The sequence below is a fragment of the Phocaeicola salanitronis DSM 18170 genome, assembly GCF_000190575.1.
Classification (GTDB): domain Bacteria; phylum Bacteroidota; class Bacteroidia; order Bacteroidales; family Bacteroidaceae; genus Phocaeicola; species Phocaeicola salanitronis.
This window is the reverse complement of sequence record NC_015164.1, coordinates 1,883,925-1,899,040: the sequence shown is the minus strand read 5'-3', so window position 1 is coordinate 1,899,040 and position 15,116 is coordinate 1,883,925. Positions and strand designations below refer to the sequence as shown.

General features: G+C 52.1%; 12 protein-coding genes. 6 read left to right on the top strand and 6 right to left on the bottom strand.

Translation table 11 applies throughout. The features are described 5' to 3' along the window. Position 1: 1 nt before the first annotated feature. The 5 genes from BACSA_RS08200 to BACSA_RS08180 all read left to right on the top strand — a co-directional run bounded on the left by BACSA_RS08200 (position 2) and on the right by BACSA_RS08180 (position 6,099). On the top strand, positions 2–1,393 hold the full coding sequence (locus tag BACSA_RS08200; RefSeq protein WP_174490715.1) for a TolC family protein: 1,392 nt from the start codon (positions 2–4) through the stop codon (positions 1,391–1,393). A 28-nt stretch (positions 1,394–1,421) separates the two neighbouring features. Continuing rightward, positions 1,422–2,189: an acyl-ACP--UDP-N-acetylglucosamine O-acyltransferase gene (gene lpxA, locus BACSA_RS08195; RefSeq protein WP_013617643.1), complete on the top strand. Its 768-nt coding sequence runs from the start codon at positions 1,422–1,424 to the stop codon at positions 2,187–2,189. A 134-nt stretch (positions 2,190–2,323) separates the two neighbouring features. After that, positions 2,324–3,703: an SGNH/GDSL hydrolase family protein gene (locus BACSA_RS08190; RefSeq protein WP_041583943.1), complete on the top strand. Its 1,380-nt coding sequence runs from the start codon at positions 2,324–2,326 to the stop codon at positions 3,701–3,703. After that, a complete protein-coding gene (locus BACSA_RS08185; protein WP_013617641.1) occupies positions 3,690–4,640 on the top strand; it encodes a GDSL-type esterase/lipase family protein in 951 nt (316 codons plus the stop codon). Before BACSA_RS08190 ends, BACSA_RS08185 begins: the two co-directional genes overlap by 14 nt. Further along, positions 4,618–6,099, top strand: a complete 1,482-nt coding sequence (locus tag BACSA_RS08180; RefSeq protein WP_013617640.1) for an MBOAT family O-acyltransferase — start codon at positions 4,618–4,620, stop codon at positions 6,097–6,099. The genes BACSA_RS08185 and BACSA_RS08180 overlap by 23 nt, the downstream gene beginning before the upstream one ends. A 408-nt stretch (positions 6,100–6,507) precedes the next feature. On the opposite strand, the gene BACSA_RS08175 is transcribed toward BACSA_RS08180, so the two are convergent. The 6 genes from BACSA_RS08175 to BACSA_RS18900 all read right to left on the bottom strand — a co-directional run bounded on the left by BACSA_RS08175 (position 6,508) and on the right by BACSA_RS18900 (position 12,366). Next, complete coding sequence (locus tag BACSA_RS08175) at positions 6,508–6,981, bottom strand: radical SAM-associated putative lipoprotein (RefSeq protein ID WP_013617639.1); 474 nt, start codon at positions 6,979–6,981, stop codon at positions 6,508–6,510. Between the two features lie 10 nt (positions 6,982–6,991). Then, entirely contained in the window at positions 6,992–8,071 is a 1,080-nt protein-coding gene (locus BACSA_RS08170; RefSeq protein WP_013617638.1) for a TIGR04133 family radical SAM/SPASM protein, read from the bottom strand. A 79-nt stretch (positions 8,072–8,150) separates the two neighbouring features. Continuing rightward, a complete protein-coding gene (locus tag BACSA_RS08165) occupies positions 8,151–8,651 on the bottom strand; it encodes an NUDIX hydrolase (RefSeq protein WP_013617637.1) in 501 nt (166 codons plus the stop codon). 8 nt (positions 8,652–8,659) lie between these two features. After that, entirely contained in the window at positions 8,660–10,210 is a 1,551-nt protein-coding gene (locus tag BACSA_RS08160; protein WP_013617636.1) for an ATP-binding protein, read from the bottom strand. Between the two features lie 78 nt (positions 10,211–10,288). After that, entirely contained in the window at positions 10,289–10,981 is a 693-nt protein-coding gene (locus tag BACSA_RS08155) for a response regulator transcription factor (RefSeq protein WP_013617635.1), read from the bottom strand. After that, positions 10,978–12,366 carry a sensor histidine kinase gene (locus tag BACSA_RS18900; protein ID WP_013617634.1) on the bottom strand — a complete coding sequence of 463 codons (1,389 nt, stop codon included), beginning with the start codon at positions 12,364–12,366 and terminating at the stop codon, positions 10,978–10,980. The genes BACSA_RS08155 and BACSA_RS18900 overlap by 4 nt, the downstream gene beginning before the upstream one ends. Before the next feature lie 415 nt (positions 12,367–12,781). Here BACSA_RS18900 and BACSA_RS08145 point away from each other — a divergent pair, with 415 nt between their 5' ends. Further along, entirely contained in the window at positions 12,782–15,088 is a 2,307-nt protein-coding gene (locus BACSA_RS08145; RefSeq protein WP_013617633.1) for a TonB-dependent receptor domain-containing protein, read from the top strand. The last annotated feature ends 28 nt before the right edge of the window (positions 15,089–15,116 follow it).

The window sequence follows — 15,116 nt, the reverse complement described above, 5'->3', positions numbered from 1 at the left end:
GATGATAATGAAGAAACAAATAATAGGAATTGTGTGCGTAGCTGCTATGATGAGCAGCTGCCACATTTATAAATCGTATGACCGTCCGGAAACGATAGATGCTTCGGGCATCTACCGTGACCCGGTTTCGCCTACGGATACGTTGGCAACAACCGATACGACAAATATGGGAAACCTGCCTTGGCAAGAAGTTTTCCGCGATGCCAAACTGCAGGCGCTTATTGAAGAGGGATTGGCGAACAATGTGGATTTGCAGGCTGCCGCCCTTCGGGTGGAAGAAGCGAAAGTCATGCTGACTGCTGCCAAGTTGTCTTATCTCCCTTCCATCAATCTGGCTCCTCAAGGTACTGCAACCAGCATGGATGGAGGAAATTATGTAAAGGCTTATACGCTGCCGGTTGCAGCCAGTTGGGAACTTGATTTCTTCGGTAAGATTCTGAATACGAAACGCGGGCAGAAGGTGGCTTATCTTCAGAGCCAATATTCTGAACAAGCTACACGTTCGCAAATCATTTGCGGCATTGCGAATACGTATTATTCTTTGTTGATGCTCGACCGTCAGGTAGAGATTACAAGCCAGACTGTAGACATCTATAAGGAAAACGTACGCACGATGGAAGCGATGAAAATTGCCGGAATGACTACCGAGGCTGCTGTAGCCCAGATGCGTGCCGCTTACCATCAGGTACAGGCTTCGTTGCTGGACTTGCAGCGTCAGGTGCGTGAAACTGAGAACTCGCTTTGCGTGCTGTTGGCAAAGACTCCTCAACCGATTGACCGCAATACTTTGGATGAGCAGGTGATGCCGGAAGATTTGACGGTAGGCGTTCCTTTGCAATTGTTGGAAAACCGTCCCGATGTTAAGATAGCCGAGATGACTTTGGCAAGTGCATATTATACAACCAATCAGGCGCGTGCTGCGTTTTATCCGGGATTGAACATTACGGCTACGGCAGGTTGGACGAACGGGTCGAACATTTCGGTTGCCAATCCGGCTGAGTTCATGTTTCAGGCATTGGCTTCATTGGCACAACCTATCTTTAACAATGGCAAATTAGTGGCTAACTTAAAGGTTTCGAAAGCTGAAGAAGAGATTGCACGTATGAATTACCAGCAGACCATTCTGGAAGCCGGAGAGGAAGTCAGCAATGCCTTGCGCCTCTATGATACACAGGACAAGAAACTGGAACACGACCGTCAGCAGGTAGACCAGTTGGACAAGGCGGTTACTTATACCAAAGCATTGTTCCAAAGTGGTGATGCCACATACCTGGAAATCCTGACGGCACAGCAGAACCTGCTGAGCGCTCAATTGACTGAAGTTTCGGACAATATGCAGCGCATACAGGCAGTCGTTTCTTTGTATAGTGCACTGGGCGGAGGTAGAGAATGAGATTTATTAACCTTAAAATAAAGCAACTATGATCAGTCCTTTAGCTTATGTTGACCCGTCTGCAAAGATTGGCAACAATGTTACGGTTCATCCGTTTGCCTATATCGATAAGAATGTCGAGATAGGGGATGACAATGAGATTATGCCTTACGCAAGCCTGATGAGCGGTACACGTATGGGTAACGGTAACAAGGTCTGCCAAGGAGCAGTGATTGCAGCTGTTCCGCAAGACTTTGCCTATACAGGAGAAGATACCATTGCACGCATCGGAGACAATAATGTGATTCGTGAGAATGCCGTGATTATCCGTGCTACACATGCCGACCATGAAACATCGGTGGGTAATGGTAATTTTATCATGACCGGTGCACGTTTGTCGCATGATGTGACAGTGGGCAACCGGTGCATTATCGGAAACGGTTCGCAAATTTCAGGAAACTGCATCGTTTTCGATTGCTCTATCCTGACATCGAATGTGCTGATGCAGGGAAATACGCGGCTGGGAAGTTATTCGGTGGTGCAAGGAGGTTGCCGTTTCGTAAAGGATATACCTCCTTATATCGTGGCAGCGCACGAACCGATTGAGTTCTACAGCATCAGTACGCTTGTGCTGGAGCGTGCAGGATTCTCTGAGACCTTAGTCAAGCACATTGCGCAGGCATACCGTATTTTGTACAAGGCAAATACCTCACAGCACGATGCGCTGATCCGTATCAGGGAGCAGATTCCGAACAGTCCTGAGATTGAAAACATTATCAAGTTTGTGGAATCTTCCAAGCTGGGTATCATTCATTGATTTGTATCTCTTGTTGAGATAAGCATAAAAACTTCCAAAGCCCGTAAGGAGCTTTGGAAGTTTTTTTATTTGGTACGTGTGTGGCGTATGTCGAAAATCTGTTATCTTTGTGCCGTTTTTTTAGTGTGAGAACGATGAAAAATAAAGTTACATCCACGTTTCTCTTTGCTTTGCTGGTTGCAGGAGGTTTGTTGGCGATGTATTTCCTGCCTGTCTTGAAGATTGGGGGATATACGTTGCGCAAAGTTGATTTACTGTCCGACTTGCGCCCCGACCCTGTGGAGGAGGTGCTGGCAGACTCTGATTCTTTGGTGTTGCCTCCGGTGGTGAAGCCTGCCTTTGTCGATACGTGCAAGACCGGAATGACTTGCATCGAAGACTATGCCGATTCTACGATGCGGGGGATGTCGCATTTCTACGAAGCTTTGTCGGCTTGTCCGACGCTTCACCGTCCCGTGCGTATTGCTTATTTCGGAGATTCGTTTATCGAAGGAGACATTCTCACTGCCGATTTGCGTGCCATGCTTCAGTCGCGTTTCGGCGGTTGTGGTGTCGGTTATGTCCCGGTTACTTCCCGTGTGGCAGGATTCCGCCCCACGGTTAAACATACGTTCAGCGGTTGGAAGACCCATTCGGTTACTGATTCGGTGGGCTTTAACCGCCGTTTGCAGGATTTGTCCAATCATTATTATTATCCTTCGCCGGGTGCCCGTGTTTCGTTGAAAGGTTTGGGTACATACGCTGACCATCTGGGAGCGTGCGAGGCGTCTTCCTTCTATTTTGTTTCGCTCGACTCCATCCGGCTTTCGGCTGTACTCAATCAGGGAGCGGATACGGTTTCGTATGCTTTTGCCGGCGACAGCCTGTTACAGGCAGCTACGGTGCAGGAGGATATACGTAGTGTCGAATGGAGAGTGGAACATACAGATTCTACTGCTATCTGTTACGGTGTGACCATGGATCCTTCTTCGGGCATTGTGGTTGACAACTTCAGTACCCGGGGCAGCAGCGGGCAGCAGTTGGGCGGTGTGCCGATGCCGATGTTGCGGGCGTATAACCGGCTCCGTACATACGATTTGATTGTCTTGCAATACGGTTTGAATGTGGCATCGGAAGGTATAACGAATTACCGCTATTACACTTCCGAAATGGTGAAGGTAATCAACCGTTTGAAAGAGGCATTCCCGCAAGCTTCCTTCTTGCTGGTCAGCATCGGAGACCGTGAGTCGAAGGATGAGACAGGCAAGTTGCGTACGATGCCGGGTGTCAAGAACCTGGTGCGCTATCAGCAGGCACTGGCTGCCGAGACGCATATCGCTTTTTGGAATCTTTACGAAGCGATGGGGGGAGAAGGCAGCATTGTGAAGATGGTGGAAAGCAAGCCGCAACAGGCGAATTACGATTATACCCATATTAATTTCAGAGGAGGGAAACACTTGGCTGAATTGTTATTTGAGACATTGATGTACGGCAAAGAACAGCATGAGAAACGGAAAGCTTATGAAAATGAATAGGTTACGATACGCTTTAGCATTGCTCTTTCTGGTGGGACAATGGGTATACGCGCAAGATACTATACCCGTCCAGCCCAAGCCGGACAGGCATTCGGAGCCGATATATTCCAGTGAAGAGATGACCCGGCTTATGGAATTCATTGCCGTAGACAGTCCGATGCCGGATAAGTTCTTGCAGACTGAAGATAATGTTCTGACAGACCCGACGGCTTCTTTAGCGCCTTTCTTTGCAAAGTTAAAACGGTTGGACCGTCCGGTACGCATTGTGCATATCGGCGATTCGCATGTACGTGGACACGTCTTTCCGTATGTGATGCGCCGTTGTCTGGAAGATGATTTCGGAATGAGGGCAGTAGAAGACCTTCCGGTGTCTTATCAGACTTCGGGATTGGCGGTGGAAACAGGCAGGGAAGGAGTGGTGTATCATATCTTGGGGGTAAATGGAGCTACTTGCGCTTCGTATTCCACGCCCGAACGTTTGCAAAAGGTGGCAGACTTGCATCCCGATTTGGTAATCGTGTCATTTGGAACAAACGAGGCGCACGGGAGGCGTTATTCTGCTTCCGAACATACAGAAGCTATGAGAACCATGCTGGCTGTATTGAAACAGCAATGTCCCGGTGCGGCTTTTTTATGGACAACTCCGCCCGGTGCTTACGTTAGGAACGGACGGCGCGGACCGCGTGTCATCAATCCGCGGACACCTTCGGTGGTAAGTACCGAATTGCGTTTCGCACGCGAGAACGGGCTTGCCGTTTGGGACTTATACGATATTGTGGGAGGAAAGGAGCGTGCCTGCCTGAACTGGAATGCGGTACATTTCTATCAGCGCGACAAGATTCATTTTACGAGAGAAGGATATATAGTACAAGGTTTATTGCTTCACGAAGCATTCATAAAGGCTTACAACGATTATGTGGCAACTGGATTGGAGTAAACTGGCAGAGGTCCTGACTTATGACCCCAGCCAGCCGATGATATTCAACAGCGGACTGTTTCTGTTTCTTTTTTTAGGGTTCAGCCTGGTTTATGCGCTGTTGCAGAAAAAGACGACGGCACGCCTGTTGTTCGTCACGGCATTTTCGTATTATTTCTATTACAAAAGCAGCGGCATTTATTTTTTCCTGTTGGGAATTGTGACGGTGAGCGACTTCCTGCTTGCCCGGCAGATGGTGCATACGGTCGCTCATTGGAAAAGGAAGTTTCTGGTAGTTGTCAGCCTGTGCATTAACCTGGGCTTGTTGTGTTACTTCAAATACACCAACTTCTTTTACGAAATGCTCTGCCCTTTGTGGAACGGAAGTTTTGAACCGCTCGACATCTTCCTGCCGGTAGGCATTTCCTTCTTTACCTTCCAGTCGCTCAGCTACACCCTCGATGTGTATAGGGGCGACCTGAAACCGCTTTCCAGCCTGCTCGATTATGCTTTCTATGTATCGTTCTTTCCCCAGCTGGTGGCGGGTCCCATTGTGCGTGCCCGCGATTTCGTGCCTCAGATACGCCAGCCGCTCAGGGTTACCAACGAGATGTTCGGGCAGGGTATCTTCTTTATCGTGAGCGGTCTGTTCAAGAAGGCGGTCATATCCGATTACATCAGCATCAATTTCGTGGAGCGCATCTTCGATAATCCCGGTTTGTATTCGGGATTGGAAAACCTGTTCGGGGTATATGGCTATGCGCTGCAGATTTATTGCGACTTTTCGGGGTACAGCGATATGGCAATCGGGCTTGCCCTGCTGTTGGGCTTCCGTTTCCCCATCAACTTCAATTCGCCATACAAGTCGGACAGCGTGACCGATTTTTGGCATCGCTGGCACATATCCCTTTCTACGTGGCTCCGCGATTATCTGTACATTTCGATGGGAGGGAACCGCAAGGGGAAGATCCGCACGTACATCAACTTGATTGTAACGATGCTTTTGGGAGGCTTGTGGCACGGAGCTTCGTGGAATTTCATTGTGTGGGGAGGGCTTCATGGAGCAGCGTTGGCGGTGCATAAGTTCTTGCGCAGCCTGTTGCACCGTCCCAAGACCTATCGCAGTACGGGGATTCGGCGTTTCTTTGCGGTGGTGATTACGTTCCATTTCGTCTGCTTCTGCTGGATATTCTTCCGCAACACCACGTTCGAAGGTTCGCAGACGATGATCCGCCAAATCTTTACTTCGTTCCATCCCGAATTGTTCGTGCAGCTGATTACGGGCTATTGGAAAGTCTTTGCGCTGATGGCGTTGGGTTACGTGCTTCATTGGTTGCCCGATAGCTGGCAGGATGCGTGCAGCCGGGGCGTGGTCCGCCTTCCGCTGGTAGGGCAGGCGTTGCTGGTCATTGTGTTGATATTTATCGTGATTCAGGTAAAGAGCAGCGACATCCAGCCTTTCATTTACTTCCAGTTCTAAGGGAAACGTCTTTCACCGTAGAGGCTTTATGGTCAAACAGAAATGAAATGCGAAAAGCCGGTGATTCTTTATATTGAACGCAAAGGCGCAAAGGCGCGAAAGGATAATTTGGAGAAGGTAAAAGGTTGCGAAGCCCAATGCCAGCTTTTGTACTCTTGGCTCTCTCAAAGATAAAAACTCTGCGCTTCTGCGTCTTTGCGTTCCATTCCTTTTAATAGGTTGATATCGTGAAGGGATATTGCTGCATGGCCCGATGCATATAGCTTCTTCCCTCAGTCCTTGTAGCCAGGACTGCAGTCCTGATAGGCTAGGACTGGAGTACTGACCGCAGAGGACAGCAGTCTTGGCAGGACAGGACTGGCAGGATAATAGGGCGTGTTGGTTTTCGCAGCCGAATGCGTTTGCCATTTATTCCGTATCTTTCTTCAGCTTCTTTTCGACGGTGAACTCGTATTGCCCTTGGTACCAGTTTCCTGAGCCTTCTTTCACTTGCGTGCTTTCCATATCGGCAAGATCCGTGCTGTCCGATTGGAAAGTGCCTCCGTTGGCTTCTCCGTCGATGTCATCGAAGTAAACTTTCTGCTTGCCGATACCTCCGGTAGTGTTCATTTCGTTGGCAAATGCCCCTTGCTTGTCGGTATAGACCGTATCATCCATATACGGATTGGGCGTGTTGTCCCACGCATTCCGGATAATGACCCGAATGTTCTCAATCGGGTTTCCGGCTTCATCGGTCACGGTGCCTTTTACCCGATAGTCTACGGAAGGGCTTCCGTATTCTAATGGGTAAACATCATCTGTCGTCTCGTTGTCGCAAGATGTGAACCCTAAAGAAATCAGTGCGCCCGACAGGAGGCGCGTCATCCATTTGTTTGTTTTCATACGCTTTGATTTATGATTGGGTGAGTAATTTGTGCAAATGGCATACCAGCAGTTCGCCTTTTTCGTTGCGCAAGTGCATGCCGTTGCCCCGGCAATAGCGGAAATAGCTGCACGAGGCGCATTCGCCCGTGCGCATCCATTCGCGGTCGCGGTAGGGGAGGAAGCGGTTGTTCCATACGTCCATGAACTCGTCCTGGTAGATGTTGCCTTGATGATAGTCGGCGCGGATGCTGGGGCACGACGAGATGGAGCCGTCTATCAGTACCGAGCCGACGGTGATGCCTGCCTGACAACTGAACAGGTGGTCGCGCACGTCTCCTTCGTAGTTGCCCAAGAAGCCTTCGCATCCGTAGCTGATGCGGATGTCTCTGGATTGGCGCGTGCGCTTGATGAAGTCCAGCATCCCCCGGAACTCTTCGGGGGAGAGTTGCAGTTCGGCATCGTGCGCCGCCCTTCCTATGGGGAACACGGTGAAGAGCCGCCAGCGTTTCAGCCCGATGCCGATGAGGTATTGTTTCAGTTCTTCCAGGTAAGGGTAATTGTGCTTGTTCACGCAGGTCACTACATCGAACACGAAGCCGGGTAAGGCTGCCAGCATACGGATGGCTTTGATGGCACGGTCGAAACTTTCCGGATGTCCGCGCATCCAGTTGTGTTCTTCCTTGAATCCGTCCAGACTGACGGTAGCTGTGTGCATACCGGCTTGTATCAGTCCTTCCAGCCGTTCGGGAGTAAGGAACAATCCGTTCGTCACCATGCCCCAGGGGAATCCTTTTTCGTAAATGGCTCGTCCGCACGCTTCCAAATCTTCGCGCACCAGCGGTTCGCCTCCGGTCAGGATGATGAATACCTTGTGTGGGTCGGTGTGGCTGGCTACATTGTCCAGCACCCGTAGGAAATCTTCTTTCGGCATGTCCCGGTAGCCGGCTATTTTCTTGCAATCGCTTCCGCAATGGCGGCAATGCAGGTTACAGCGCAGGGTACATTCCCAGAACAGTTGGCGTAAGGGATGTTCCTTGATAAGGTTGTCGGTCAGCTTCCGGTTGATTTCCAACCCTAAACGTTTGCGCAGTGTAAGTGATTCTTTCATAAACAATGTTTTTCACATTTTTATTAAGTAAATGAAAGAAAACTTCGAATACTGCATGTCATGTCCTGTTTTTTTACGTTCAGAAGCCCAACCGTTTGAATTCGTTTTCGAAGTTAGGCGTGAAGATGCCTGTGCCTAATGCTTTCCGGATGTCCTCTAAAGTCCAGAAGCGTCCGCCGTCCAGTTCGTCGCTGGGCGTGATGGTGCCGTCGTAAGTGGTGCGGTGGCTGAACACCAGTTCTTTTTCACGGTCGGACTCGAAGACGTAATGCGTGAGGAGTTGGGGCGTGAAGCCGGTAATGCCTAATTCTTCGCGTGCCTCCCGTATCAGTGCCATTTCTGCACTCTCGCCCAGGTCGATGTGTCCGCCTACCGATGTGTCCCATTTGCCGGGCTGGATGTCTTTCCACGCCGGACGGCGTTGCAGGAACAGTTCACCCCGGCTGTTGAACACGTGCAAGTGTACTACCGGATGCAGCAGTTTGCTTCCGTTGTGGCATTCGCCCCGCGTGGCTGCTCCCGTTATGTTTCCCTCTTCGTCTACGATGGGGAACATTTCTTTTTCGTTGTCGCTTGTCATATCTTTTATTATTCTTTTACCAACCATTTTTCGATGTTCCGCGTCTGGTTGCAGAAGTTCACTCCTATCTTATATAGTTTGCGTGGGTCTGTTTCGAAAGGCTTGGCGTATTGTTTGTCTTCGATTTGTTGCAAGGCTTCTTCCGCCGTTCCTCCCAACTTGAATTCCATTACGTAGATGTATCGGTCAGTTTTTGCCACGAGGTCGATTCTTCCGTTGGCTGTATGATATTCTACCTGTGTGTAGAATCCCAATAGCTTGAAGACGATAAACATCACGTTCTGGTAATGCAGTTCCAAATCGCGTATCAGTTCGTAGGGAGTATCGGCGAAAAAGCTTTTCAGACGGGTCATAAAGGCATCGATGTTTCCTTGGCGCACGTCCTTGACAAAGCTGGTCAGCTCGAAGGCGGGATTGCCTGAATCGAGGTTGGCATAGCAGGGCAGGAGGAACTTGGTAAAGCTTTCCTCCACTTCCTTGTTGGGGAATCCCAAGTAATAGACCTGAAACTCGTCGTCGTATCCTTTTACGGTGAGGTATCCGCTTTGGTAGAGGATAGGGACAGGGTCTCTTCGCATCGTGTTGATGCCGCCCAATGAGTCTGCCATTGCCATTTCGTTGGTCAGACGGTTCAGGTCGTAGCGGCTTTCCTTCAGCACTTCCACGAGGAAGGTCGGCGTACCCGTATCGAACCAGTAGTTGCCGAACCGCATCCGGGCGAAGGTGTTCAGCAAGCTGAAGGGATTGTACATGTCCGGGCATTCGATGCCGAAGTGATAGCCGTCGTACCAGTCTTTCAGCTTGTTCCGGGTCTCTTCGGGTGTCAGTTGGTTGGCTTCTCCCAGCATACGGATGTCTTCCTCGAAATCATGAAACAGTTCTTCCTCGGTGATGCCGCAGATGCTTGCGTATCTGTGGTCCATGGATATGTCCGTCAGGTTGTTCAGGTCGCTGAACACGTTGACCTTGCTGAACTTGGTCACCCCAGTCAGCAGGGCGAAGCGGATATACTTGTCGTAACTTTTCAGCACGCCGTAGAAGGCTTTCAAGGTGCTCCGGAAATCATCCTGCAAAGGTTCGTTGTTGATAGTTTGCAGCAGAGGCTTGTCGTATTCGTCTACTAATACTACTACATTGTGTCCGGTAAGTTGGGCTGCACGCTGGATAACGCCTTTGAACCGCAGGGAAAGTGAAGTCTCAGACGGGGCGGTGCCATATAGTTTCTCCCAGCGGTTGAGGGCATCGTTCAAGATGTTCTCCAGACTGTCCGGTGTCTCATATTTTTGTGCGTTCAGGTCGAGGTGCAATACGGGATATTCCGTCCACTCTTGTTCCAATGTATCTATCGCCAGTCCGGTGAACAATTCTTTTTTCCCTTTGAAATAGGCTTCCAAGGTAGAGACGAGCAAACTCTTGCCGAACCTGCGCGGACGGCTTAGAAAATAATATTTCCCTGTTTTGACCAATTGGTAAATCAGCCGGGTCTTGTCGACATAATGGTATCCTCCTTTTCGGATTTCTTCGAAGCTCTGTATGCCTATCGGATAAAGTTTGTTCATACTGCGTTTGTTTTAGTGGGTGATTCGATGTCACAAAAATAAGCATTTCGCCGGATTTATCCTGCATCGCCTGCCGATTTATTCGGGAGAGACCGTCCGCAGCACGTAGCCTTTTTTCTTGATAGACTCGATGCGTATGCCCGAATCGTCTTTCAGGTAGTGGCGCAGGTAAGAAATCTGTACGTTCAGCGCAAGCGAGTTGGCGTACGAGTCGTTTCCCCATACGTGGGTCAGGATGTCTTCGCGGTAGACGGTCTGGTTGATGTTTTGGAACAGCAGGGTCAGTATTTCCGCCTGACGCGAGGTGACGGTGTGCGCCGTGCCGCATACGGTCAGCTCGTTGGTTTCGGGCGAGAAGAGGGTATGGCTAGCTTGGTAGTGCGGGTTGTCTTCGCCGGTACTGTCCGCGAAACGTTCTTCTATCTTTGCCAATAGTTCTTCGGGATAGAAGGGCTTGGGGATGTAGTCGTTCCCTTTCAGGCTGAAACCTTTCAGACGGTCGGAGATTTCGGTGCGGTCGGACAGGAAGAACAGCAGCACTTTCTTGTCCCAGCTGCGGATTTGCCGTGCCACCTCGAAGCCGTTTATCTCCGGCATATTGATGTCCAGCAATACCAGGTCGGGGCGGCAGAGGCGGAACTGCTCCAGCGCCTGCTTCCCGTCGGGCACGTGTACGACTTCGTAGCCTGCCTTTTCGAGGAAGCGTTTCAAGAACAACGAATATGTGGCGTCGTCGTCGGCAAACAGGATTTTTAAGGGTGAATCGTTCATTGCGGTATAGATATATAAAAGGTGGTACCTCGGTTTGGTTCGCTCTCTACGCGGATGTGCCCGCGGTGGGCTTCCACCAAGCTTTTTACGTAGCTCAGCCCCAGTCCCAGTCCCGGAATGTTCTCGCGGCGCACTGCCGGGCTGCGGTAGAATTTCTCGAAGATGTGTTTCAGTTCGTCGGCTGGGATGCCCCTTCCGTTGTCGCTCACTTCGATGTCTGTCCGGTTGCCCGTCTGGCGGAGGGTGATTGTAATGACGGCTTCGCCCCGCGCATACTTCACGGCGTTTTCCAGCAGGTTGCTGAAGATGTTGCTGATGTGCATCCGGTCGGCTTTCACGAGGATGTCTTGCGGCTCGGAGTCGATGCGGATGCTCACGCCCTGCCTTTCGGCCTTTTCCGCCAGCGGACGGAGGAGGGCGTTCAGGCTGAACACGGTGCGGTTGAGCGGGATTTCCTTGAAGTCGCCGTAGGTCATGTCGCGCAGCTTCGAGAAGTAGGCGGAGAGGTTGTCCAGCTCTGCTTGCGCATCGGCAACCGCTTCCCGGCGCAATGTTTCATCGCGGCTCATTTCTTTGTCCTTAAGTACCGACATCAGGATTTTCAGCGACTGTACGGGGCGTTTCAGTTCGTGAATCATCGCGTGCAGGAAGTCGTTGCGCAGGCGGTTCAGCTTCCGTTCGCCGTGAATGGTGCGTGCCTGGTAGATGAGGCAGAGCATCAGGAGGATTGCCCATACGGCAGATGCCGCCAGCATCCAGTATATCTCTTTCAGCAGCGTGCCGGTCTTGAGGCTGCCTCCGATGAAGACGCTTTCCCGGTTCAGGGGGTTGATGCCGAACTGCAGGCGGTACGTGGGGCGGAAGAAACTGCCTGCCGACACGGTCTCGATGTCCGCCAACAGCTGTCGTCCGGCAGAGGCGGTGACCGTGAGTGCCGGTTCGTCCAGCCGTTTGCGCAAGAAGGCTTCCAGTGCTTGTGGGGAGGCAAGCCCGCGTTCGCTTGCTACGTAGCGTGTGGCAAGGATATTCCAGTCGTTGTACGAGACGGAAGCGGGCAGGTAGAACGTGTCGGTCTGTAGCGTCAGGCGAGGGTTCAGCCGCACGATGCCGTTTTCAACGTACGAGCCGGGCACCGAAGTGTAGGTGTCCAGTAGCTCATGGGTTTCGGCGGTAAAGAGGTAGACCACGAAGCCTTTGTCGGACGGAATCTGCATCTGTTGCCGGAAGAAGTCGCCGCAGCATTGTCCTACCAGCCGTTTCTGTTCGTCGACCGCCTGCTCCAGCGCGTGCCGGCACTGCAGGCGGAAGCCGATTGCCTGCGCTATCAGAATGGACAGCGAGGCGACTATGGTGACGAGGTTTATCCAAGGGACTGATTTCTTCATAAGCGTATATTTGATTGTGCGCGACAAAGATAGCGGAAAAACCCGGAACTGTGGCGCGGAGTAATAAAATAGTAATATAGGCGTAACCCACGGGTAAGGATTATTTTTCGCCGCCGGGAAGTTTTGCCGTTACTTTGCAGCGAGTTCCAGCCGGATAAGCATTGTCGGCGGCTCGGACGATGCCAATCCTACAGGATACGTGCTGTCGGAGGCTCGGATGATGCCAATCCTGCAGGATTTGTGCTGTCGGAGGCTCGGACGATGCCAATCCTGCAGGATTTGTGCTGTCGGAAGCTCGGACGATGCCAATCCTACAGGATTCGTGCTGTCGGAGGCTCGGATGATGCCAATCCTGTAGGATAAGTGTTGCCGACTGCGGACGGAATGATAAATCTTAACGAAAACAAAACATACGATGATGAAAAGAATGATTTTTACAGCGATGTTGCTGCACTGCGTCTGTGCAGGCATCGGGGCGGACAGCCTGACGGGAAAAGTGACGGATGAGGCGCATCGGGGAGTGGCGTACGCCAATGTGGTGCTGCTCGCGCTGCCCGATTCGGTTTTTGTGGCTGGCACGGTGAGCGATGCCGACGGATGTTTCACGCTGGAGGCTTCGGCTCCGGGCGAAGGCTTGCTGCGGTTCTCGTGCTTGGGCTACCATTCGTGCACGGTTCCGGCAAGCGGCTTTACGGGTGAAGTGACGCTGCGCGAAGAGAGCGTTCGGCTGCAGGGCGTGGAGGTGGTGGCGGAACGTCCCGTTCATCAGCAGAAAGACGGCGCGCTGCTGACCCGCGTGGAGGGCACGACGTTGAGCCAATATCGCCGCATCAACGATATGCTGGCGGTGTTGCCGGGGATGACGTTCACCGTGTCGGGCGAGGTGGAAGTGTTCGGCTTGGGCACTCCGGTAATTTACATCAACAACCGCAAGGCGCGTGCCAACGAGCTGCAGCAGCTCACGCCGCAAGACATCCGTTCGGTGGAGCTGATTACCAATCCGGGCGCACGCTACGACGCCGAGGGGAAAGCGGTGCTGAAGGTCTATACCTTGCGCCGTGACGACGGGCATGCCTTGCTGGCGGAGCACGTGTCGGAGCAGGGCAGGCGGTATTCCGACTACGAGACGCTGCGCTACGACTACTGGAACCGGAAGCTCCACGTGTCGGCGTATTACCAGTATGCCGATTACCGTTCGGTGGTGAACCAGCCGCAATCGCACGAGCTGGCGTTGGGCGACAGCCTGTATCTGTACCGGAATCCCGACCAGGGCGACCGCCGCGACACGAAGCAACATACGTGGTACGCCAACGCCGACTACGAGCTTACCGCCCGTCACGTGATAGGGGCGAAGGTGGAAGGCACACATACACGTGACTATACGTTCCGTACCGGGAACCTGGCATACGGGTGGAGCCATGCACCCTTGGCGGAAAAAGACATCGACAACGATTACCTGAACCGCACCGACGTGTATCACGCCAACCTGTTCCATAACGCCGACTGGAGCGACCGGCTTTCGTCCGCCCTCAACCTCGACTTTGTGTACAACCGGAACCGCTACCGGCAGGCGACGGCGGAAACAAGTTCGGGCGATCGGCTGGAAACAGAAAGCCGTGGGAAGGGGAATTTGTCGATTGCCTCGGGTCAGTTGGCGTTCGATTACCGCCCTGCCTCCGGTGTGCAGGTAGGCTTTGGAAGCGACGTGAGCCGGGTGCATACGCACAACGAACTGCAGAGCACGGCAGACAATGTGGCGGCTTCGCTTTACGATGAAGACGAGGTGCGTGCGGCGGCGTTTGCGGACGTGTCGGCAGAGGCGGGCGACTTTTCTTTCCGGGCAGGCGTGCGTTACGAATATATGCAGATGAAGTTCCGCGACCGGCTGGACGCTTCGGGCAACCTGACCCACCGCTTTCACAACGTCTATCCTTCGACAAGCGTCAGCTACAAGCGTAACGGCTGGAGCCAGACGCTGTCTTTCTCGTCGCGCACCACACGTCCTTCGTTCCGCCAGCTGAGCAACGCCGTCTATTACAGCAACGAGTTCATGTACCAGCGGGGCAATCCGCTGCTGCTGCCTGCCACGGCGTACAAACTGGAGTGGAGCATCAGCCACAAACCTTTTTATTTTAGCGCGAGCTATACGTACGAGAAGAACCACCTGTCCACCTGCCAAGAGGAAGAAGCGGAAAACCGCATCATCAGCACCTTCTGCAATTATGGTCACATCCAGTACCTGAAGGCGACGCTGAACATTCAGAAGACGTTCGGCGTCTGGCATTCTTCCCTTACGTTGGGCATCAGCCAGCCCTTTTTCAAGGTGATGTACCGTGGAGAACCGCTTGCATACAACTCGCCCAACTGTACCGCTGCGCTCAACCAGCAGTTCACATTCCCGAAAGACTATCTGCTAAGTGTGTATTACGCCTTCTATTCCGGCGGCGATTTGGAGAGTGTGTCTATCCGTCCTTACCAAATGCTGAATCTGGAATTGCAGAAAGATTTCTTCGAGAAACGTTTCAGCGTCAGCCTGAAGGCTTACGACCTGCTGCGCACCATGAAGTTCCGCGAAGAGCAGCGTGAGGGAAACCTCCGTTTCACCCAGACCGAAGACTACCAGCTATGGAATTTCTCCGTCAGCCTGGTCTTCCGTTTCAATCAGTTGAAGAACAGGTACCGCGGCAAGAACTCATCGGCAAGCGATATGGAGCGGATGTAGTGCTTTGTGTAAAATTGGATAAGATTCT

What these genes read in the sequence shown, in the direction of transcription:
- BACSA_RS08200 (WP_174490715.1), top strand. Translation starts at nt 2, where the DNA reads ATGATAATGAAGAAACAAATAATAGGAATTGTGTGCGTAGCTGCTATG.
- lpxA (WP_013617643.1), top strand. Translation starts at nt 1,422, where the DNA reads ATGATCAGTCCTTTAGCTTATGTTGACCCGTCTGCAAAGATTGGCAAC.
- BACSA_RS08190 (WP_041583943.1), top strand. Translation starts at nt 2,324, where the DNA reads ATGAAAAATAAAGTTACATCCACGTTTCTCTTTGCTTTGCTGGTTGCA.
- BACSA_RS08185 (WP_013617641.1), top strand. Translation starts at nt 3,690, where the DNA reads ATGAAAATGAATAGGTTACGATACGCTTTAGCATTGCTCTTTCTGGTG.
- BACSA_RS08180 (WP_013617640.1), top strand. Translation starts at nt 4,618, where the DNA reads ATGTGGCAACTGGATTGGAGTAAACTGGCAGAGGTCCTGACTTATGAC.
- BACSA_RS08175 (WP_013617639.1), bottom strand. Translation starts at nt 6,981, where the DNA reads ATGAAAACAAACAAATGGATGACGCGCCTCCTGTCGGGCGCACTGATT.
- BACSA_RS08170 (WP_013617638.1), bottom strand. Translation starts at nt 8,071, where the DNA reads ATGAAAGAATCACTTACACTGCGCAAACGTTTAGGGTTGGAAATCAAC.
- BACSA_RS08165 (WP_013617637.1), bottom strand. Translation starts at nt 8,651, where the DNA reads ATGACAAGCGACAACGAAAAAGAAATGTTCCCCATCGTAGACGAAGAG.
- BACSA_RS08160 (WP_013617636.1), bottom strand. Translation starts at nt 10,210, where the DNA reads ATGAACAAACTTTATCCGATAGGCATACAGAGCTTCGAAGAAATCCGA.
- BACSA_RS08155 (WP_013617635.1), bottom strand. Translation starts at nt 10,981, where the DNA reads ATGAACGATTCACCCTTAAAAATCCTGTTTGCCGACGACGACGCCACA.
- BACSA_RS18900 (WP_013617634.1), bottom strand. Translation starts at nt 12,366, where the DNA reads ATGAAGAAATCAGTCCCTTGGATAAACCTCGTCACCATAGTCGCCTCG.
- BACSA_RS08145 (WP_013617633.1), top strand. Translation starts at nt 12,782, where the DNA reads ATGATGAAAAGAATGATTTTTACAGCGATGTTGCTGCACTGCGTCTGT.